This is a genomic window from uncultured Tateyamaria sp. (assembly GCF_947503705.1).
Taxonomy (GTDB): Bacteria; Pseudomonadota; Alphaproteobacteria; order Rhodobacterales; family Rhodobacteraceae; genus Tateyamaria.
In genome coordinates, this window is record NZ_CANNES010000004.1 from 190,778 (window position 1) to 209,766 (window position 18,989).

Genomic DNA, 18,989 nt, shown 5'->3' on the forward strand with positions numbered 1-18,989 from the left:
TCCGGTTTTCTTACAGCGCTTCCGCGCCAGAAATAATTTCGATCAGCTCGTTGGTGATCACAGCCTGACGCGAGCGGTTGTACTGAATGGTCAGTTGATCAATCATGTCGCCCGCATTGCGTGTCGCGTTGTCCATCGCGGACATCCGTGCGCCCTGTTCCGAGGCGCCGTTTTCCAGCAGCGCGGAAAAGATCGCCGTGGTGATCGCACGCGGCAGAAGATCGGCCAGAATGGCCTCTTCGTCGGGCTCGTAATCATAGAGCGTGTCAGCCGCCTCATACCCTTCGGGCACTTCGAACGGAATGATCTGCTGTGCTGTCGGGATCTGAGTCACAACGTTCTGGAAGCGCGCGAAAAAGATCGTCGCCACATCGAACTCGCCCGCATCAAAGCGACCCAGCACGTCTTTGGCCACGCCCTGCGCATCCGCATAGGACATCCGTTTAACTTCCGACATGTCTACGTGCCCGACGAAGTTATCGCCAAAATCACGTTTCAGCTGATCGCGGCCTTTTTTGCCGACAGTCAGAATTTTAACGGTCTTGCCTGACGCTTGCAGTTCGGTTGCCTTGGCACGGGCCAGCTTGGCGATGTTGGTGTTGAAACCACCGCACAGTCCCCGCTCGGATGTCATGACGACCAGCAGGTGCACTTGATCCGATCCCGTACCGCTCAGCAGTTTGGGCGCGCTGTCCGAACCACCCACAGACGACGCCAAACCAGCCATAACGGCATTGAACCGCTCGGCATAGGGGCGCGACTGTTCGGCCGCTTCCTGTGCCCGCCGCAGTTTCGCGGCGGCCACCATTTGCATGGCCTTAGTGATCTTGCGGGTCGATTTGACCGACGCGATCCTGTTTTTCAGGTCCTTGAGATTTGGCATTGCCCGATCTCCTTATGCGAAATCGGAAGCAAACGCGTCGAGAGCCGCCTTGATCTTGTCCGCCAGTTCGTCTTTCACCTTGCGGTCATTGTCCGAGATGTCGGCCAACAAGTCTGCATGGTTCGAGCGCAGATGCTTGAGCAGGCCTGCCTCATAACGACCTACGTCCTTGACGTCGACCTTGTCCAGGTAACCGTTGGTGCCTGCAAAGATGACGCAGACAATCTCGGCGTTGGTCAGAGGCGAATACTGAGCTTGCTTCATCAGCTCGGTCAGACGGGCACCACGGGCCAGCAGCTGCTGCGTGGCTGCATCCAGATCGGAACCGAACTGCGCAAAGGCCGCCATTTCGCGGTACTGAGCCAGCGACAGTTTCACAGGACCCGCGACCGACGACATGGCCTTGGTTTGGGCCGAAGAGCCAACGCGGCTCACCGACAGACCGGTGTTCACGGCAGGTCGGATGCCCTGATAGAACAGTTCAGTCTCAAGGAAGATCTGGCCGTCTGTGATCGAAATCACGTTTGTCGGAATAAAGGCCGACACGTCGCCGCCTTGGGTCTCAATGATCGGCAGCGCCGTCAGCGAACCAGACCCGTTGTCTTCGTTCAGCTTCGAAGACCGTTCCAGCAAACGGGAGTGGAGATAGAAAACGTCGCCTGGGTACGCTTCGCGGCCGGGTGGGCGGCGAAGCAGCAGGGACATCTGGCGATAGGAGACGGCTTGCTTGGACAGATCATCATAGATGATCAGCGCGTGTCGGCCATTGTCGCGGAAATGTTCCGCCATGGCGGTCGCGGCGTAAGGCGCCAGGAACTGCATGGGGGCCGGGTCGGACGCGGTTGCAGCCACAACAATCGTGTATTCGATCGCACCGGATTCTTCGAGTTTCTTCACCAGCTGGGCCACTGTGGACCGCTTTTGGCCAACGGCAACATAGATGCAGTAGAGCTTCTTGCTCTCATCATCGCCCGCCGCATCGTTATAGGATTTCTGGTTCAGGATCGCGTCCAGAGCAACGGCGGTCTTGCCGGTCTGACGGTCACCAATAATCAGCTCGCGCTGGCCACGACCGATTGGGATCATAGCGTCAACGGCCTTGAGGCCGGTCGCCATTGGCTCGTGTACCGATTTGCGCGGGATGATGCCGGGGGCTTTGCTGTCCGCGATGCGGCGCTCGGCTGTCTTGATGGGGCCCTTGCCGTCCAGCGGGTTGCCAAGGCCGTCCACAACACGACCCAGCAGTTCGTCACCCGCAGGCACGTCGACGATCGAGTTGGTGCGCTTGACGGTGTCGCCTTCTTTAATGTCGCGGTCAGACCCGAAGATAACCACACCGACGTTGTCGGCTTCCAGGTTCAGCGCCATGCCCTGAATACCACCGGGGAATTCGACCATCTCACCGGCTTGGACATTGTCGAGGCCATAAACGCGGGCAATACCGTCGCCCACGGACAAAACGCGGCCCACTTCGGCCACTTCTGCTTCCTGACCAAAGTTCTTGATCTGGTCTTTCAGGATTGCAGAAATCTCTGCTGCTTGGATACCCATTTATCCGACCTCTTTCATTGCATTCTGGAGGGAAGAGAGCTTGGAGCGGATCGACGTGTCGATCATCTTCGAGCCCACTTTTACGATCAAACCGCCGATGAGGCTTTCATCGACGGAAGCATTAATAGTGACGTCTTTGCCCATGCGGGCCTTGAGCGTCTTGGCAAGTTTGTCCGACTGCGCCTTGGTCAGCGCCTTTGCGGAGGTGACGTCTGCGGTCACTTCGCCTTTGTCGGTGGCAATCACCTCGCGCAGGGTCTGCACCAGTTGCGGCAGCACAAAGAGGCGACGTTTGTCAGCCATGAGGGCCAGCGTATTGGTCATCAACGCGCTCACCCCCGATTTCTTGGCAATTGCAGTGATGGCGGCTGCCTGATCCGCGCGGCTATAGACCGGCGAGTTGATCAGCGCATTGAAATCCGCGCTTTCCGCCATGGCAGTGGCCAGAACAGAGATGTCAGCCTCCAGCCCTTTGACGTCCTTGCCCTCTTTGGCAAGCTCGTACACAGCCGTCGCATAGCGGGCCGCAATACCTGTGGAAATCGAAGCTGGTTCGGACACGTCCACCCTTTCGATGTCTTGGCCCCGGTGGTCACACCACATAGCGCGATCCGGGGGCGTTGAAACGCCTTGATTTGGGCCAAGGCTTGGAAATCAGGGGGGATGTAGCAGAGGGGTTCGCACCCCGCAACATATGTTCGTGATGTAGGTTATAGGCACTTATTGAGCGTTTTCATAAGCTTAGCCAAAGTGCGACCGTTTGCACCACAGGTTTTGTCAGGAATCCGTCACAAAACGCAGGCGTTTGGGCGCGATTCCTGTGCAATTTGTCTGCGGCGACCGGATGCGCGGTTGTCGCAAGCATGCCTTTTGTGCGCGCGATTTGACATGTCACACCCCTCTGACTAGCGTTTCACCCCAGCGGTTTTCTCCTGCTTTGCCCCGGAAGTCTTTTAATGTTTTTGAGATCATGCGTTTTGCGCGCCCTCAGCACCGGCTTTTGCGTCACTGTCGCTTTTCAGGCATTGGCCGAAGTACCGGAGTTCATCCTGCGCCCGCCCCTGACGTACCTGAGCCATGGCATCGACTGCACGTTGCCAGATGGCGAAATTGTTTCCGGGCAAGACACTGTCGATGGCGAAGTCATCGTAAACACCAGCCCCGGCACACCGATCCTTATCGAAACGCTGACCGCGCCGACCCAAGTAGGGTTATCCTTGATGATCGCGTTTTCGGTCCAACCTGACACCCCGCCCACGACGCTGACCGCCAGCGTCACCCACCCGCCCATGGGCCCACAGCGCACAACCCGCCAGACTTGGTCTTTGAATGTCGTTGGTGGAGATAAAAAAGCCTTCGGCTATGGGCTGGAGGACAAATTTGAAGAAGTGCCTGGTCTCTGGACCTTTCGCCTGGCTGATGGTGATCGCGTGCTGCTGCAACAGACTTTTACCATGGTAACGCCAGACAAGGCCCAACATGTAATGGACACCTGTTTTCCCGACACCCTTCCACGATCCTGATGTTGCATGGCTGATCTGAACTCTGTTTCAAGTCTTGCCGGTCTGCGTGATCGCGCAACCCTCAGTGTTTCATCAAATCAATTGTTGCCGCTTTCTCCTCAATTTGCCGCAATTCGGCGGATCATTAACATCCCAGCATCAATGCTTGAGTGGGTTTGACTCTAATTGGCGTCAACCGCAAGATATGAGGGAAACTTGATCGGAGTGTAGCACGATGGGACCTTTTGCGTTACTGGCATTGATTACGGGCTCTGTTTTTCTAGGGGCGGTGTCCAACAGTTCGGATGAGACCGTGGATGCCCCAGTAACACCGGATGAGCCTGATGTTCCTGATACTCCCGACACGCCAGAAGTACCCGACACGCCGGTCGATCCAGACGACCCAGACGAAGACTTGGATGTCGGTGCAACATTCAGCACGACCCCGGACGGTATCGAAATTGAGTTGGGCGACGACGAAACCGGCACAATCGCCTCGATCATCTATGTCGACTCCGAAGACACTGGAGATCCGGACACTTTCTATGCGACCTACGAGGCCCGGTACTATCTCGTGCCCGAGGGCGTGGACCTGTCAGATGAAGGGTACGAAAATCGTGACGCGATCCCCGGGCAGCTTGACTATGGCGGCCCGCCCAATGAATTCGAGTTGGCAGATTTCGAAGCGCATTTCGGCCTCGAACTGCTAGGTACCGCACCACTTGACTTGCCTGACAACGGCAGCCCGCTGCCTGAACCGGGAACGATGCGTGACGGGCTGCCTACCTTAACCACCAATGGCGAGTTGGCCGTTCACTACCTTGAGGCCAACACAGATGGCGATGAATTGATCAGCTTTTTGAACGAGGACTATATCGTGACCCGCGATGGCGTGCCCGAGCAAATTGTAACCGAAAGCACGACAGGCACCGCGGGCGCGGATTGGCTGACCACCGGGACAGAGGGGCTCGCTCTGGACGGCGGGGATGGCGATGACATTCTCGTTGCGGAACATGCAGACGCAACTCTGACCGGCGGTTCGGGTGACGATACTATCGAGGGGGTCTTTGGGGAAACCGGGCCTGGTTTTTTCGTGATCAACGGGGATGAACCGGCCGTCGTGATCGACGCGGGTGACGGGGACGACGTAGTTAGCACGTCCAATGCTACCATTGATGCTGGATCGGGTGACGACGCAGTCATGATGTATGGCGGCCAAGCAAGCGGTGGTGACGGCAACGACACGATAGATGCATCAGGTGACGGTCAGGCCACCCTGTTGGGAGAGGCCGGCGATGATCAATTGACCATTGGCGGTGTCGGCTCACAAGCCTTTGGGGGCGCGGGCAACGATGTCCTGAGCGTCAATGCGGGTGCGACCGGCTTTGGTGGGATGGGCAACGACACGCTTCAAATCGGTGAAGGCGGCATTGGGGGCGGCGGTGAAGGCGACGATCTCTTCAACGTCTATAATTTTTATGACGATGAGGAAGGGCCAGCAACCATCACCGGCGGGGCCGGTGCAGACACAATCAACGTGCAGGCCCGCAACGTCTTTGGCGCGTCCGAGGCACCGTATCTCAGCATTACCGATTTTGACCCGAGCGAGGACGTCCTGCAGATCGGGTCGTTTGGCAACGAAACCGTCACCAATCTTGAGATCGTCGAGGATGAAAATGGGGCGTTTACAGACATTCGCGTGACCTATTCCGCGCCGTCCGGTCTTGCGCCTGGCACCGCAGTTATCCGTCTCGACGGCACGACGGGCATCACCGAAGCAGATATCGTTCTGACCTCTTAGAACCGCCCGGCAATCGGGGCGGTCACGCCTTGCGGGGCCGTTTGGGCTTTGGCGGTGCTGCGCTTGACCTTGCCCTTGGGTGGATACACCAGCTTGGACGCCTCGACCATGAACGCGCCCCCCGCGATCATCCCCGGCATCACCCGACCCACCTGTTCGAACATTGCCGCCGATTTCATCCAAACCCGCTTGGACGACGGAAACTGATAGAGCGCGCCCACATGGCGCTCGGGCAGGAACTGATGTTTGCGCAATTGTGTCTCAAGCTGACTGGCCGAATAGGGCCGCCCAAAGCCAAACGGCGTTCGATCACGCCGGGACCACAGGCCCGCCCGGTTCGGCACGATAAAGAGCGCCTTGCCGCCGGGCCCAAGCACCCGCCATGCCTCCTCCAACAAATCATAGGCCCGCTCGGATGTCTCAAGCCCGTGCAGCATGATCAGCTTGTCCACGTGCCCTGTCTCGATGGGCCAGAGCGTCTCTTCGCTCAACACCGACACGTTCTGGGCATCGGGCGGCCAGGGCATCACCCCCTGAGGCCCGGGCATAAGAGCGACCACACGCCGCGCATCCGCCAGATAGGGACGCAGCAAAGGCAGGGCAAAGCCGAAGCCCGCCACCGTCTGCCCCTTGGCCTCGGGCCAAAGCTCGATCATCCGACGACGCATGGAGGCCTGGGCCGCCCGCCCAAGCGCACTGCGATAATAGAAGTTTCGCAAATCCTGCACGTCGAGATGCATTGCCGCCCCTTGCCCTTTGGCCTGCCCCACGTCACCTTTGCCTTAACCTATAGTACATGAGGTGATTTGCCATGCCCTTCGAATTGTCCACGATCCCCTGCCTGTCCGACAACTATGCCTACCTGATCCATGACGCCAAAACCGGGGCGACGGCATTGGTCGATGCACCCGAGGCCGGCCCAATACTGGACGTCCTGGCCGAAAAGGGCTGGACCCTGTCGGACGTGCTGATCACCCACCATCACTATGACCATGTTGACGGGTTGGCCGAAATCCTCGCCGCACATCCGGCCCGGGTCATCGGGGCGGCCGCCGATGCGCACCGCCTGCCGCCGCTTGATCTGGCGCTGAACGATGGTGACACGGTGCAAATCGGGTCCGAAACGGGATCGGTCATTGACGTCTCTGGCCACACGATCCACCACGTGGCCTACCACTTCCCCGCCTCCAAACTGGTGTTCACTGCTGACAGCCTGATGGCCTTGGGGTGCGGGCGGGTGTTTGAAGGGACAAAGCCACAGATGTGGGATAGCCTGCAAAAGCTGGTGGCGCTGCCCGGCGACACCACAGTCTGTTCGGGCCACGAATATACTGCCGCAAACGCCAAATTCGCCCTGACCATTGATCCGGACAATCCCGACCTTATATCGCGGGTCCGGGATGTGACCGACAAACGCGCATCTGGCCTCCCGACTGTGCCGTCCCTCTTGTCCGAAGAACTGGCAACCAACCCGTTTCTGCGCGCCCACGACCCCGCCATCCAGGCCCATTTGGGCATGACCGGCGCCAACGCCACCGACGTGTTCACCGAAATCCGCACCCGCAAGGATAATTTCTAGGGTCGGATTGACGCGGATCGCGCCCAAATCACCACCAAACGCGCGCCGCTCACACAGATTGTGAGCAGAAAAGCAAAGAAAATCCTTGAAGCTTCGCGTTGTTCAACCAAACTTAAGTACATGAGGCCATGGTTGGTATGGGGCCTCGACATTCCTTGATGCCCCCCACCCGACCCCGATCGATAGGAGCACGCCCGTGCCTTCATTCTCGACCACACTGGAAAAAGCGATCCATCAGGCGCTTGCGCTGGCCAACGAACGCCGGCACGAATTTGCAACTCTCGAACACCTGCTTCTGGCATTGGTCGAGGAACCGGACGCCCGCCGCGTGATGCAGGCCTGTTCGGTGGACATCGACGACCTGCGGTCAACGCTGGTGGAGTTCGTCGATGACGACCTGTCCAATCTTGTGACGGACATCGATGGGTCCGAGGCTGTGCCAACCGCAGCATTCCAACGCGTGATCCAACGCGCCGCGATCCACGTCCAATCCTCTGGCCGCACCGAAGTGACCGGGGCCAACGTTCTGGTCGCGATCTTTGCCGAACGCGAATCAAACGCCGCCTATTTCCTGCAAGAACAGGACATGACCCGCTATGACGCCGTGAACTTCATCGCCCACGGCGTGGCCAAGGACCCCGCCTTTGGCGAGGCGCGGCCCGTTTCCGGCGCGCCCGAGGGCGAGGAAGAGGCCCAAGGCGTGACCGAGGGCGAGAAAAAGGAATCCGCGCTGGCCAAATACTGCGTGGACCTGAACGAGAAATCCCGCGAAGGCGACATCGACCCGCTGATCGGACGCGACTCTGAGGTTGAGCGCTGCATTCAGGTGCTCTGCCGCCGCCGCAAGAACAACCCGCTTTTGGTGGGCGACCCCGGTGTGGGCAAAACCGCCATTGCCGAAGGGCTCGCGCGCAAGATCGTCGCGGGCGAAACGCCCGAAGTGCTCTCCGGCACCACGATCTATTCGCTCGACATGGGCGCATTGCTGGCTGGCACCCGCTATCGCGGTGACTTTGAGGAACGGCTCAAGGCTGTCGTAACCGAGCTTGAGGATCACAAGGACGCGGTCCTCTTCATCGACGAAATCCATACCGTGATCGGTGCGGGTGCGACATCTGGCGGTGCCATGGATGCCTCCAACCTGCTGAAACCTGCGTTGCAGGGCGGCAAGCTGCGCACCATGGGCTCCACCACTTACAAAGAGTTCCGCCAGCATTTCGAGAAAGACCGCGCGCTGTCCCGCCGGTTCCAGAAGATCGACGTGAACGAGCCTTCGGTCGAGGATGCCACAAAAATCCTGCGGGGGCTCAAGCCCTATTTCGAGGATCATCACGGCGTCAAATACACCGCTGATGCGATCAGGACTTCCGTGGAACTGGCCAGCCGTTACATAAACGACCGCAAGCTGCCCGACAGCGCCATCGACGTCATCGACGAGGCGGGCGCGGCCCAGCATCTGGTTGCCGCTGCCAAACGTCGCAAGACCATCGGTACCAAAGAGATCGAGAATGTAGTCGCGAAAATCGCCCGCATCCCGCCCAAGAACGTGTCCAAGGACGATGCGGCCACGCTCAAGGATCTTGAAGCCTCTCTGAAACGGGTCGTCTTTGGCCAGGACAACGCCATCGACGCGTTGGCCTCTGCGATCAAGCTGGCCCGTGCGGGCTTGCGAGAGCCTGAAAAGCCCATCGGCAACTATCTGTTTGCCGGGCCGACCGGTGTAGGGAAAACCGAGGTGGCCAAGCAATTGGCAGACACTTTGGGCGTCGAGATGCTGCGCTTTGACATGTCGGAATACATGGAGAAACACGCGGTGTCGCGCCTGATCGGGGCCCCTCCCGGCTATGTTGGTTTTGACCAGGGCGGCATGCTCACCGACGGTGTGGACCAACACCCCCACTGCGTCCTCTTGCTGGACGAAATGGAAAAGGCGCACCCGGATGTCTATAATATCCTGTTGCAGGTGATGGACCACGGCAAACTGACCGACCACAACGGACGCACCGTGGATTTCCGCAACGTGATCCTGATCATGACGTCCAATGCGGGGGCCTCAGATATGGCCAAGGCTGCCATCGGCTTTGGGCGTGACCGGCGCGAGGGCGAGGATACCGCCGCAATCGAGCGGACGTTCACGCCCGAATTCCGCAACCGCCTGGACGCGGTGATCAGCTTTGCACCGCTGCCCAAAGAGGTGATCTTGCAGGTGGTCGAAAAGTTCGTGTTGCAGCTTGAGGCCCAGTTGATGGACCGCAACGTGACAATCGAGCTGACCAAACCGGCTGCCGAATGGCTCGCCAACAAGGGCTACGACGACAAGATGGGCGCACGCCCTCTAGGCCGTGTGATCCAGGAACACATCAAGAAACCGCTGGCCGAAGAGTTGCTCTTTGGCAAATTGATGAAAGGTGGCGTGGTCAAGGTCGGCATCAAGGACGGCGAGTTGGACCTGCGGCTGGAAGGCCCGGACAAGCCGCGCCTCTCTGGCGACAAACCACCGCTGCTGACCGCAGACTGATGCGCACCGCCCATGTGGCGGCGCTTTTCTCCCTCGCTGCATTCCCTGCGGCGGGGGAGTTTTCTCTTTCCTTCCCTGTTGAGTGTACGCTTGGTGAGACTTGTTTCATCGAAGATTACACGGATCGTGACGCCAGCGACGGCACAGCCCGTGACTATACCTGTGGGCTGAACACTCGCGACAGCCACCGCGGCACCGACATCGCGACGCTCGACTTTGATATCTCCGGCAATCCGACCAATGTGCTGGCCGCCGCCCCCGGCAGGGTTCAGCGCATCCGAGACAGCATGGCTGATGACTTCCGCATGGCGGGCGTGACCGAGGACAATGCTTGCGGAAATGCTGTACTGATCCAACATGAAGGTGGCTATCAGACCCTTTACTGCCACTTGCGCCAAACCTCCGTATCAGTCCGTCCCGGTGACATGGTCGCGACTGGCGATGTCCTTGGACAGATTGGCCTATCCGGGCAAACCACCCATCCGCACCTGCACCTGACCGTCATCAAGGACGGCGCGCGCGTCGATCCGTTCCGCCCCGATGGTGCCGAGACCTGTGACAGCACAAGCGGCGCATCGCTTTGGGCAGAAACCCCAGACTATCACGACACCCTTTTACGGCTGGCCGGATTTTCAGATGGTGTCCCCGACTATGACGCGCTTCGCGAGGGCACGGCCCGACGCGACATGCTGCGCCCCATGGATGCCATGGTTGTCTATGCCGAGGCCGGCTTTGCCCAGGATGGCGACACTCTCACGATCACGGCCACGGGCCCCGAGGGCGAAGTGTTCACAAACACCCGCCGCATGACCGATCCACGCAAAAGCCAGCTGCCTGCCTTTGGCAAGCGCGCTCCACAAGGCGGCTGGGCACCTGGCGATTATACCGGACAAATCACGTTACGCCGCGACGGTGTCTTAATCGCCAACCGCTGGGCGCATGTCACGGTCGCACCGTAACGCTTATTTCTCTGTAAATTTAAGCTCAATCCGCCGGTTCTGGGCCCGCGCTTCAGCGGTATCTGCGGGGTTCAGCGGCTGATACTGCCCAAACCCGTTTGCCGACAGACGGGTCGGCGAAATCCCGAGGAAATTCACCATATATTTCACAACCGACAAGGCACGCCCTTGGCTCAATTCCCAGTTGTCCGCAAACTCACCCAAGCCCGAGAGCGGTACATTGTCGGTATGCCCATCCACACGGATAACCCAGTCAATTTCGGGTGGGATGTCGTCGGCGATGCTGCGCAGGATGCCAGCAATCTTGGCTATTTCTGCTTCGCCTGCCTCAGACAGTTCAGCCCCGCCCGGTGGGAATAGGACTTCAGACGAGAACACAAACCGGTCGCCCACAATCTGCACGCCTTCCTGCGCGCCCAGAACATCGCGCAGCTGCCCAAAGAATTCAGAACGGTAGCGTTCCAGATCTTGCGCTTCCGCCTCAAGGCGCAACCGTTCGGCCTCTTCCAACTCGCGGCGGCGCCGCTCTTCGGCCGCCACGCGGGCGAGCGCAGTGTTCAGATCGGCGCCCAGCGACTGCAATTGCACATCCTGGGCCGCATCCCGTGCCACCGCATCATCAAGTAACGCCTGCAACTGGCCCAGTTGCTCGCGCAAGGCAGCAACTTGCTGGTTCAAAAGGGCCGTCTGACGCTGCGCTTCCAGCGTTGCCGCTTCCTCAGCGCTCAGCGCTTCGCGCGCCGCCGCCAACATCGCTGCCCGGCGATCCGCCTCACTCCTTTGCGCCGCCAGAGCCGCTTCAGTGTCGGCCTTTTCAGCGAGGGCAGCGGCCAGCCGCGCGCGGACATCTGCGGCGTCCTCGCCCAAAGCACCCAACTCTGTCTCAGCGGCCAATCTCGCAGCCAGCGCAGCCGCCAGTTGTGCGCGCACCTCTTCATTGCTGCTGCCCGCCGCTTCGGCATCGGTCAAGGCCGCGTCACGGGCCGCGACGGCTGCGGCCAACTGCACGCGCAGCGCCTCAAGGTCATCGCCTTGCGCAGCCAATTGCCCTTCGGCTGCCACGCGCGCCGCCAATGCTGCGGCCAAACGATCGCGTATCTCGCTCAATTCCAGGCTCGACGCCTCAAGCCGCGCTTCAAGGGCCGTCATCCGCGCCGACAAATCAGCCACCTCTGCGTCAGAGGCGGCGCGCCCCGCCTGGGCGTCGGCCAATTGCCCCTCCAGATCGGTCACAACTGCGCCTTGTGCTTCCAACGCTGCTTGCGCCGCGCTCAACTCCGTTTGCAATTCCGCCGTCGTGACGGTGCGCCCTTCAAGCGCATCCTCCACCGCCCGCAACCGCGCTTCCAGTGTCGCGGCCTCTGCGCTGCGGGTGTCCAAGGCATTCAGCGCGCGGGTCAGTTGTGCCTCAAGATCAGCCGCCGCTGCCGCGCCACCTTCGGCATCCAACAAGGCGGCCGCCAATTGTGCTTCAAGGCTGCTGCGCTCGCCCGCTAGGGCCGTATTTTCGGCGCGTGCACCATCAAGGTCGGCCAAGGCCGTCGCCAATTGAGCCTCAAGATCAACGATTTGAGCTTGCGCCGCAGTGGCACTTCCATCCGCCAAGTCCACCGCCAGAAGGGCGGCGGCCAGTTGCGCATCCAGATCCTGCTCTGCCGCTTGGGCTGCTGCGAGCAGTGTCAGCGTATCCTCGGCCTCCTGCCGTTGCGCTTCCAGCGCCAAGGTCATCGCGGTCAGCTCTGCATCTGCATTCGCCAACCTCTCCCGCAGGGCCTCCGCTGCGGCGGCCTCGGCCAAACGCGCTGCCTCTTCGGCGGTCAGCGCATCGCGCGCGGCCTCCAAATCGGCCTGTAATGTGGCCGCTTGATCCGCGCTATCGGCGTTGCGGCTGCGCAGATCGTCAATCAGCGCCTGCAACGCCTCTGTACGGGCCGCCGCCAATCGTGCCGCTTCCAGACCTGCATCCACTTCTGTGCGCGCCTGCGCCAGAGCCAGGTTCAACGCCTCCTGCTCTGACAGAATGCGGCTTTGCTCCTCTTCCAGACCTGCAACGGTTTGCAATGCGCCATCCCGTTCTGCGATCAAAGCCGCCACTTGCGCTTCGAAACTGGTGATGCGCGTCTCTGCCGTGACAAGGGCCGCTGCCTGCGCATCGCGCTCGGACGTCAAAGCGGCGATCTGAGCGGCCTGGCTCTCCACCTCCGACTGCGCATCGCTCAGCGACGTATTCAGGGCGGACAAACGGGCGTCCAACTGATTGGCCCGGCGCTCTTCCAGACCAAGGGCCTGGGCCAACGCCGCGACTTCGCCTGCCAATTGATCCAGTTCGGTTTCCTGCCCGCTGATGGTCTCGCGCAGAACAAACTGCACGACCATAAATATGGTCAGCACAAACATCAGCACCAGCAAAAGACCCGTCATCGCATCGACAAAGCCCGGCCAGATCGAGGCCTGAAACCGCTGCCCTGTGCGCCGCGACAGTGCCATGCTCAGCCGTTCCCTTCGCCCTGACCGCCACCACCGCGTTTGCGGTTCTGGCCGCGCGGCTGGCTGAGAGCCGAGGCAAGTGCGGATATGTCAGTGCGCAACTCGGCCATGGTTTCCTGACGACCTGCACTGATTTCCTCAAGAATGCGGAGCATTTGCACGTCGATGGACCGCAGCCGCATCCGGCTTTCGGCATCGATGCCATCGCCCACGCCTTGCCGTTCAATCGTGGCAATCAGGCGTTCCTGCCCCTCGACCATCCGGTCAAGCGCGTCCGTCCCGCTGCCTTGCCCCTGCATCTCCAGCGTCAGGCGTTCGACGGAATCGGCCAATTTACCCAGCTTTTCATCCACCATTGAGCGGCTGATGTCTGACTGGGTGAACATGGTTTGCAAGCTTTCCATCTGTTCGGCCAGATGATCAATGACGCCTGCCATGGCGTTCGGCTCGCCCGTGCTCTCCCCTTCGGCGGCAAATCCGACACGCGTGATCGAGCTCAGCCATTCTTCCAATTCGCGGTAAAACCGGTTCTGGCCGTGTCCGGCAAAAAGCTCCAAAAGACCCACAATCAACGACCCGGCAAGTCCCAGAAGGGAAGAAGCAAAGGCCACGCCCATACCGCCCAACTGCTCTTCCAGTCCGCTCATCAAGCGGGCAAAGACGGCAAACCCGGCCTCGCCATCCTGCGGTGCAAGGCTTCGGATTGTGTCGACGAGCGCAGGCACCGTTGTGGCCAGACCATAAAAAGTGCCCAGAAGACCCAGGAAAATCAGTAAGTTGACGATGTAGCGCGTGATTTCGCGCACCTCGTCGATCCGTGTGGCAACTGAATCGAGGATCGACCGCGTTGAAGTCGCGTTCAATTGCATCCGCGATCCGCGCGACCGCAAGAGCGAGGCCAAAGACGCCAAAAGCTGCGGCGCCTTGCCCGACGCGTTGGGGCCCTCGCTGGCAAATTGCTCGATCCACTGCACCGACCGGATCAGCTGAAACACCATCCAGAAACAGGCAACGACGCCCACGGCAAAGACAAACAGGATGAACCCGTTCAGGTAGGGGTTCGCCTCGAACACCGGCAAAACGCGCGGCAAGGCCAGAACTACGCCAAAGCCCGACAGGCCAAGGACGATGATCATCAACAAAATCTGCTGCACCGGCTGGGAAAAGTGCGGCTGCGCCTCGGGTGTGGCCTGTGCCATATCTGGCTCCTGACCCCTTATTTGCTCTGCTCTGGCGCTAATCTAATGGGTTTTCTGCAAAAGCGCCAAGGATTTATGGCGAAATCGCTGCAACGCGGCGCGCGAGCCAATCCAGATCGGGATCGGCCACACCCAATGCGTGCAAATGGTCGGCGGTGTTGTATAAGTATTCGCTGTTCGGGCCCCGGCCCCCATGGGCATGAGCGATGATCCGAGCCTGTTCTTCCAGCGGCAAACCACCGCAATATTGCACATGCTCGACATCAATGACGTAAGTGACGGCCGTGACCGCCTCACCGTTTGACAGCGTTACATTCAGCATCTTTTCCAGATAGGCCGCCGATACCAACTCGCGTTCGCGCAAATAAGCCAGCGTCGCGTCCTCTGTACCCGGTGCCACGCGCAGTGCAACACCATGGCATTCGGCCCCTTCCACTTCGTCCAAGGCCAGCACAAGGCCCGGCTTTGCCTCTGACCCCCGGTGGTGGATCGACCGCATGCAGAACGACCGGGCATAGCCGGGCAGCCGCGCCATTACCTCTTCGGCCACGTCAAAGCCGGGGTTCCAAAGCAGACTGCCATATCCAAACACCCACATCGTCATTCGCGCTGGTCCTTTCCCTATCCGGTGCGATAGACCCGATTTTTGACCAGAGGGAAAGGGCAAGCCATGCGCAAACTGACCGGAATCGTGATCGTGATGGCCCTGATCTGGGTCGGCTGGTGGGTGATTGCGTCCAACAGTCTGCGCGGCGGTATCGCTGCCTGGCTGGACGCCCGCGTGTCCGAAGGGTGGCAAGCCGATGTGACCGCGATTGAAGCCGGTGGATTTCCCCTTTCGCTGCAAACGGGCCTTGTCGATCTGGCATTGGCTGATCCCGAAGCAGGCCTCGCGATCCAGACCGAGCGCCTCGACATCGCTGCCCCCGCCTGGTGGCCTGGCGACGTGACGGTCACGCTGAACGATAGGCCGATCCTTCTGGCCTCCCCGCTGGGCCGCAACACATTGACCATGCAGAACAGCGTAATCGAGATGAACCTGCACCCCGGCTCTGCCCTCGAACTTGAGGCGCTGGGATGGACCTCTGGGCCATGGGCGCTGGCAGACCCAGGCGGGCCTTTGATCGCGGCAGATGATCTGACGCTTACCATGACCCAAACTGACGGGCCGACTTATGACCTCGTGGCGCGGGCCACCAGCTTTGAACCCGGCGACGGCCCCCGCCGGGCCTTGCGCCTGCCCGATGGCTTTGCACGCCGTTTTGACAGTCTTCAGGTCATGGCAGCTGTAACTTTTGACACTCCGTGGGACCGCACCGCGTTGGACACCCGACGCCCGCAACCGCGCCAGATCACGCTGCACCGGGCCGAGGCCAAATGGGGCGACCTGCAACTCAATTTTGCCGCTGATCTGAAGGTGGACACCGCGGGCCTGGCCAATGGAACTCTGTCGCTTCAGGCGCAAAACTGGCGCAGCATGCTGGATCTGGCGGAAACCTCAGGCGCTCTGCCCCGCGGCGTGCGCGGCCAGGCCGAAGGCATCCTGCAAGCCCTGGCAGGGGCTTCGGGCAACGCCGAAACGCTTGACGTGACCCTGGCGGTCAAAAACGGCGTGCTTGCACTGGGCTTTATCCCGATCGCACGTCTACCACCGCTCGTCCTGCGCTGAAGCGTTCCGTACTTCCGTTTGCAAGCACTCCTGTAGGGAGCTGCAGGCCGGGGCAATGACCCAAACAAGGTCTCATGGCCAGGCTACCGGCAATAGGGCCCACTGCGATAGCGTGCCGTGTCAAAGTGAAAATGATCACGGTGAAACCTGTCGGAATTCGGGCCCAAAACCGTGCCAAACGGCCCGCAGGCATCCTGGTGCATACCGCGCAACGCGCGACGATGTCGCGAACTCCAGTCATTCAACACTGTCAACCGGGTCCCGTTTTGCATGACAAAGCCCGAAATATCGATGGCCCGTCCTTTGCCATGTTCGGAAATGCGCGCGCCGGGCTGGTTGTTGCGGGTCCGGCAGGCATAATGGGCCGCGACACGGTATTGCACCAGGCCACCGCCGACATTGCGCAAACGTTTTTTGGCGCTGCGTTCCGTCCATTTTTTCAGGGCCTTGGCCGTGTTACAATCCATGAGGGCAGGTTGGCTCAGGCTCACGCCAGCGACTGAGCGCAGGCGCACCGCGTCCTCGATCCCGCAGCCATTTATCCGGCCCGGAACGGCGCCGACAGCTTCGCCTTGCAAGTCCGGATCGCCGCAGACCTGACCTTTGCGCCGCGCCGTTCGGCGGGCCATCGCCTGCTGGACAATCGCGCGTGGACGCAAGGTCGGACGCAGCGAGGCAAAGAAATGCGCCGGTGCCGCGGCTTCGGTCGCCACTGGGACCGCCTGCGTTGCACGGGCAACGGGGCGGATGGACGCCTCGGGTGCCGCGGTCGCCACGCCTGCCAAAAGCGCCAGTACGAGCGTCGCGCCCTTCATCGTTTTGCCCCGCGCCCAAAGTCGGGGGCATCCGTGTCCTGTCCCGCTTCGATGATGCCGCGCCGAATGGCACGCGTGCGGGTGAAATAGTCGTGCAAATGGTCACCATCGCCCATTCGGATCGCGCGCTGGAGGGCAAACAGCTCCTCGGTAAAGCGGCCCAGAATTTCCAGCGTCGCATCCTTGTTGGTGAGGAACACGTCGCGCCACATGGTTGGATCGCTGGCTGCAATGCGGGTAAAATCGCGAAAGCCCGCGGCAGAGAATTTGATGATCTCACTGTCGGTCACACGCCGCAGATCATCGGCCACGCCCACCATCGTGTAGGCGATCAGGTGCGGCGCGTGGCTGGTCACCGCGCAGACCAGATCGTGGTGCTCTGGCTCCATTTCCTCGACAAAGGCGCCCATGGCCTCCCACAACTGCCGTAGCTTGGCGGTCGCAGCCACATCCACGCCCTCTACCGGCACCAACAGCGTCCAGCGCTTTTCAAAAAGTTCGGCAAAACCCGATTCGGGCCCCGAGTGTTCGGTGCCAGCCATCGGGTGGCCCGGGACAAAATGCACATGCGGCGGCAAATGAGGCCCAACCACATCGATCACCTCGCGCTTGACCGACCCCACATCCGTGACTGTTGCACCCGGTGCCAGATGCGGTGCCATTTCGGCGGCGACCGCGCCCATGGCCCCCACGGGCACACACAAAACGACGAGGTCCGCGCCTTCAACCGCCTCGGCCACGCTGTCACAAACCCGGTCGCACAAACCAATGCGCCGGGCCGTGTCGCGCGTGGCTTGCGTTCGGGCATAGCCTGTCACCTCACCAGCCAGCCCATCCCGCCTCATCGCCCAGAACATCGACGAGGCGATCAATCCCAGCCCGATCAGGGCCACGCGTTCATAGATCATGCCGCAGCCCCTTCACGCCAGCGCGTCAACGCCGCGATCACGCGGCCTGTCTGCTCCGCATCGCCCACTGTGATCCGCAACCCCTCGGGAAAGCCATAGCCCGCAACGCGCCGGATCAGGATACCATCGGCATTCAACGCGGCCTCTGCTGCGTCCGCCTCTTCCACAGTTTCGGCGCGGGCCAGCACAAAGTTTGCATGGCTCTCGTCGCAGGCCAGTCCAAGCTGGCGCAATGCGCCCGTCAGCCGCGCTCGCTGCTCTACATTCAAAGCCACGCATTTCTCGACCCAAGCGGTATCGCGCACCGCCGCCTCGGCTGCGGCCAATTGCACCACCGAAAGGTTAAAGGGCTGCCGGATTCGCGTCATTACGTCGATCATTGCTTGCGGGCCATAACCCCAGCCGATGCGCAGCCCGCCCAACCCGTAAATCTTGGAAAAGGTCCGCGTCACCAACACGTTATCGCGGTCACGGGCCAACGAGATGCCGCCATCGTAGCCCACCGCGAACTCGACATAGGCCCCGTCGATGACCAGGATCACGTAGTCGGGCAAGCCATCTGCCAATCGCTCCAATTCCTCCATGGGCAACAAGGTGCCCGTGGGGTTCGCCGGATTCGCCAGCAACACTATTCGGGTCCGATCGGTGACGGCCTCAAGGATCGCGTCCACGTCCACAACCCGCTCATGCTCGGCCACGCACACACGCGTAGCCCCAGCCATGTTGGCCAAGATCGGATACATGGAAAACCCATGTTCAGTATAGATGATCTCGTCGCCCGGTCCGGCAAAGGCCTGGGTCACGAATTGCAAAACCTCGTCTGACCCCACGCCGCAAATCAGCCGGTCCGCCTCAAGGCCCCAAGTCTGGGCAATGGCCGAGCGCAGGGCTGCGTGATCGGTTGAAGGATAAAGGTGCAGACCTGACGCCGCAGCACCCAGAGCTTCGACCGCCGAAGGCGGTGCGCCCAACGGATTTTCGTTCGAGCTGAGCTTGAGCACATCCGTCACACCAGCCAAATGCGACTGCCCGCCCTGATAAAGCGCGATGTCCATTATGCCGGGTTGTGCCGTGATGCGGGTCATGTCTGCCTCCGAAGGTCAGAGCGGTTTTAGGGC

17 protein-coding genes are annotated in these 18,989 nt (G+C 60.6%); 7 read left to right on the forward strand and 10 right to left on the reverse strand.

Translation table 11 applies throughout. From position 1 onward, the window contains the following. Window positions 1-10: 10 nt before the first annotated feature. From Q1A44_RS11615 to Q1A44_RS11625, 3 genes are read right to left on the reverse strand one after another with little or no spacing between them, the layout of a single operon-like run. Window positions 11-883 (reverse strand): F0F1 ATP synthase subunit gamma, encoded by an 873-nt coding sequence (locus tag Q1A44_RS11615; RefSeq protein ID WP_299624770.1) that lies wholly within the window; start codon window positions 881-883, stop codon window positions 11-13. 12 nt (window positions 884-895) lie between these two features. Continuing rightward, window positions 896-2,434 carry a F0F1 ATP synthase subunit alpha gene (gene atpA, locus Q1A44_RS11620; RefSeq protein ID WP_299624773.1) on the reverse strand — a complete coding sequence of 513 codons (1,539 nt, stop codon included), beginning with the start codon at window positions 2,432-2,434 and terminating at the stop codon, window positions 896-898. Beyond that, a complete protein-coding gene (locus tag Q1A44_RS11625; protein ID WP_299624776.1) occupies window positions 2,435-2,995 on the reverse strand; it encodes a F0F1 ATP synthase subunit delta in 561 nt (186 codons plus the stop codon). Between the two features lie 395 nt (window positions 2,996-3,390). On the opposite strand from Q1A44_RS11625, the gene Q1A44_RS11630 reads away from it, so the two are divergent. From Q1A44_RS11630 to Q1A44_RS11640, 3 genes are read left to right on the forward strand one after another with little or no spacing between them, the layout of a single operon-like run. Beyond that, the gene (locus Q1A44_RS11630) at window positions 3,391-3,957 is read left to right on the forward strand and encodes a DUF3859 domain-containing protein (RefSeq protein WP_299624779.1); all 567 of its coding nucleotides are present in this window, start codon (window positions 3,391-3,393) and stop codon (window positions 3,955-3,957) included. A gap of 6 nt (window positions 3,958-3,963) precedes the next feature. Beyond that, window positions 3,964-4,116: a hypothetical protein gene (locus Q1A44_RS11635; RefSeq protein ID WP_299624782.1), complete on the forward strand. Its 153-nt coding sequence runs from the start codon at window positions 3,964-3,966 to the stop codon at window positions 4,114-4,116. Window positions 4,117-4,171: 55 nt separating this feature from the next. Continuing rightward, on the forward strand, window positions 4,172-5,737 hold the full coding sequence (locus Q1A44_RS11640) for a calcium-binding protein (protein ID WP_299624785.1): 1,566 nt from the start codon (window positions 4,172-4,174) through the stop codon (window positions 5,735-5,737). On the opposite strand, the gene Q1A44_RS11645 is transcribed toward Q1A44_RS11640, so the two are convergent. Next, window positions 5,734-6,477 carry a hypothetical protein gene (locus Q1A44_RS11645; protein ID WP_299624788.1) on the reverse strand — a complete coding sequence of 248 codons (744 nt, stop codon included), beginning with the start codon at window positions 6,475-6,477 and terminating at the stop codon, window positions 5,734-5,736. The genes Q1A44_RS11640 and Q1A44_RS11645 overlap by 4 nt on opposite strands. A gap of 71 nt (window positions 6,478-6,548) precedes the next feature. Here Q1A44_RS11645 and gloB point away from each other — a divergent pair, with 71 nt between their 5' ends. The 3 genes from gloB (at window position 6,549) to Q1A44_RS11660 (ending at window position 10,793) form a co-directional block, all read left to right on the forward strand. After that, on the forward strand, window positions 6,549-7,316 hold the full coding sequence (gene gloB / locus Q1A44_RS11650; RefSeq protein WP_299624791.1) for a hydroxyacylglutathione hydrolase: 768 nt from the start codon (window positions 6,549-6,551) through the stop codon (window positions 7,314-7,316). A 196-nt stretch (window positions 7,317-7,512) separates the two neighbouring features. After that, window positions 7,513-9,834, forward strand: coding sequence for an ATP-dependent Clp protease ATP-binding subunit ClpA (gene clpA / locus Q1A44_RS11655; protein ID WP_299624794.1), 2,322 nt, complete (start codon window positions 7,513-7,515; stop codon window positions 9,832-9,834). After that, the gene (locus Q1A44_RS11660; protein WP_299624797.1) at window positions 9,834-10,793 is read left to right on the forward strand and encodes a M23 family metallopeptidase; all 960 of its coding nucleotides are present in this window, start codon (window positions 9,834-9,836) and stop codon (window positions 10,791-10,793) included. Before clpA ends, Q1A44_RS11660 begins: the two co-directional genes overlap by 1 nt. A gap of 3 nt (window positions 10,794-10,796) precedes the next feature. Here the strand turns inward: Q1A44_RS11660 and Q1A44_RS11665 are convergent, their stop codons facing one another. The 3 genes from Q1A44_RS11665 to Q1A44_RS11675 form a co-directional block, all read right to left on the reverse strand. Next, window positions 10,797-13,280: a peptidoglycan -binding protein gene (locus Q1A44_RS11665; RefSeq protein WP_299624800.1), complete on the reverse strand. Its 2,484-nt coding sequence runs from the start codon at window positions 13,278-13,280 to the stop codon at window positions 10,797-10,799. 2 nt (window positions 13,281-13,282) lie between these two features. After that, window positions 13,283-14,479: a biopolymer transporter ExbB gene (locus tag Q1A44_RS11670; protein WP_299624803.1), complete on the reverse strand. Its 1,197-nt coding sequence runs from the start codon at window positions 14,477-14,479 to the stop codon at window positions 13,283-13,285. 73 nt (window positions 14,480-14,552) lie between these two features. Beyond that, window positions 14,553-15,083: a gamma-glutamylcyclotransferase gene (locus tag Q1A44_RS11675; protein WP_299624806.1), complete on the reverse strand. Its 531-nt coding sequence runs from the start codon at window positions 15,081-15,083 to the stop codon at window positions 14,553-14,555. Between the two features lie 66 nt (window positions 15,084-15,149). On the opposite strand from Q1A44_RS11675, the gene Q1A44_RS11680 reads away from it, so the two are divergent. Continuing rightward, entirely contained in the window at window positions 15,150-16,148 is a 999-nt protein-coding gene (locus Q1A44_RS11680) for a DUF2125 domain-containing protein (protein WP_299624809.1), read from the forward strand. An 83-nt stretch (window positions 16,149-16,231) separates the two neighbouring features. Here the strand turns inward: Q1A44_RS11680 and Q1A44_RS11685 are convergent, their stop codons facing one another. Genes Q1A44_RS11685 through hisC form a run of 3 tightly spaced genes read right to left on the reverse strand, consistent with a single transcriptional unit; the run spans window position 16,232 to window position 18,956 of the window. Next, on the reverse strand, window positions 16,232-16,963 hold the full coding sequence (locus Q1A44_RS11685) for an extensin family protein (RefSeq protein ID WP_299624812.1): 732 nt from the start codon (window positions 16,961-16,963) through the stop codon (window positions 16,232-16,234). Then, window positions 16,960-17,871 (reverse strand): prephenate/arogenate dehydrogenase family protein, encoded by a 912-nt coding sequence (locus Q1A44_RS11690; RefSeq protein ID WP_299624815.1) that lies wholly within the window; start codon window positions 17,869-17,871, stop codon window positions 16,960-16,962. The genes Q1A44_RS11685 and Q1A44_RS11690 overlap by 4 nt, the downstream gene beginning before the upstream one ends. Then, window positions 17,868-18,956 carry a histidinol-phosphate transaminase gene (gene hisC / locus Q1A44_RS11695; RefSeq protein WP_299624818.1) on the reverse strand — a complete coding sequence of 363 codons (1,089 nt, stop codon included), beginning with the start codon at window positions 18,954-18,956 and terminating at the stop codon, window positions 17,868-17,870. The genes Q1A44_RS11690 and hisC overlap by 4 nt, the downstream gene beginning before the upstream one ends. Between the last annotated feature and the right edge of the window lie 33 nt (window positions 18,957-18,989).

What these genes read in the sequence shown, in the direction of transcription:
- Q1A44_RS11615 (WP_299624770.1), bottom strand. Translation starts at nt 883, where the DNA reads ATGCCAAATCTCAAGGACCTGAAAAACAGGATCGCGTCGGTCAAATCG.
- gloB (WP_299624791.1), top strand. Translation starts at nt 6,549, where the DNA reads ATGCCCTTCGAATTGTCCACGATCCCCTGCCTGTCCGACAACTATGCC.
- hisC (WP_299624818.1), bottom strand. Translation starts at nt 18,956, where the DNA reads ATGACCCGCATCACGGCACAACCCGGCATAATGGACATCGCGCTTTAT.
- Q1A44_RS11670 (WP_299624803.1), bottom strand. Translation starts at nt 14,479, where the DNA reads ATGGCACAGGCCACACCCGAGGCGCAGCCGCACTTTTCCCAGCCGGTG.
- Q1A44_RS11640 (WP_299624785.1), top strand. Translation starts at nt 4,172, where the DNA reads ATGGGACCTTTTGCGTTACTGGCATTGATTACGGGCTCTGTTTTTCTA.
- Q1A44_RS11685 (WP_299624812.1), bottom strand. Translation starts at nt 16,963, where the DNA reads ATGAAGGGCGCGACGCTCGTACTGGCGCTTTTGGCAGGCGTGGCGACC.
- Q1A44_RS11665 (WP_299624800.1), bottom strand. Translation starts at nt 13,280, where the DNA reads ATGGCACTGTCGCGGCGCACAGGGCAGCGGTTTCAGGCCTCGATCTGG.
- Q1A44_RS11675 (WP_299624806.1), bottom strand. Translation starts at nt 15,083, where the DNA reads ATGACGATGTGGGTGTTTGGATATGGCAGTCTGCTTTGGAACCCCGGC.
- Q1A44_RS11680 (WP_299624809.1), top strand. Translation starts at nt 15,150, where the DNA reads ATGCGCAAACTGACCGGAATCGTGATCGTGATGGCCCTGATCTGGGTC.
- Q1A44_RS11645 (WP_299624788.1), bottom strand. Translation starts at nt 6,477, where the DNA reads ATGCATCTCGACGTGCAGGATTTGCGAAACTTCTATTATCGCAGTGCG.
- Q1A44_RS11635 (WP_299624782.1), top strand. Translation starts at nt 3,964, where the DNA reads ATGGCTGATCTGAACTCTGTTTCAAGTCTTGCCGGTCTGCGTGATCGC.
- Q1A44_RS11690 (WP_299624815.1), bottom strand. Translation starts at nt 17,871, where the DNA reads ATGATCTATGAACGCGTGGCCCTGATCGGGCTGGGATTGATCGCCTCG.
- atpA (WP_299624773.1), bottom strand. Translation starts at nt 2,434, where the DNA reads ATGGGTATCCAAGCAGCAGAGATTTCTGCAATCCTGAAAGACCAGATC.
- Q1A44_RS11660 (WP_299624797.1), top strand. Translation starts at nt 9,834, where the DNA reads ATGCGCACCGCCCATGTGGCGGCGCTTTTCTCCCTCGCTGCATTCCCT.
- Q1A44_RS11630 (WP_299624779.1), top strand. Translation starts at nt 3,391, where the DNA reads ATGTTTTTGAGATCATGCGTTTTGCGCGCCCTCAGCACCGGCTTTTGC.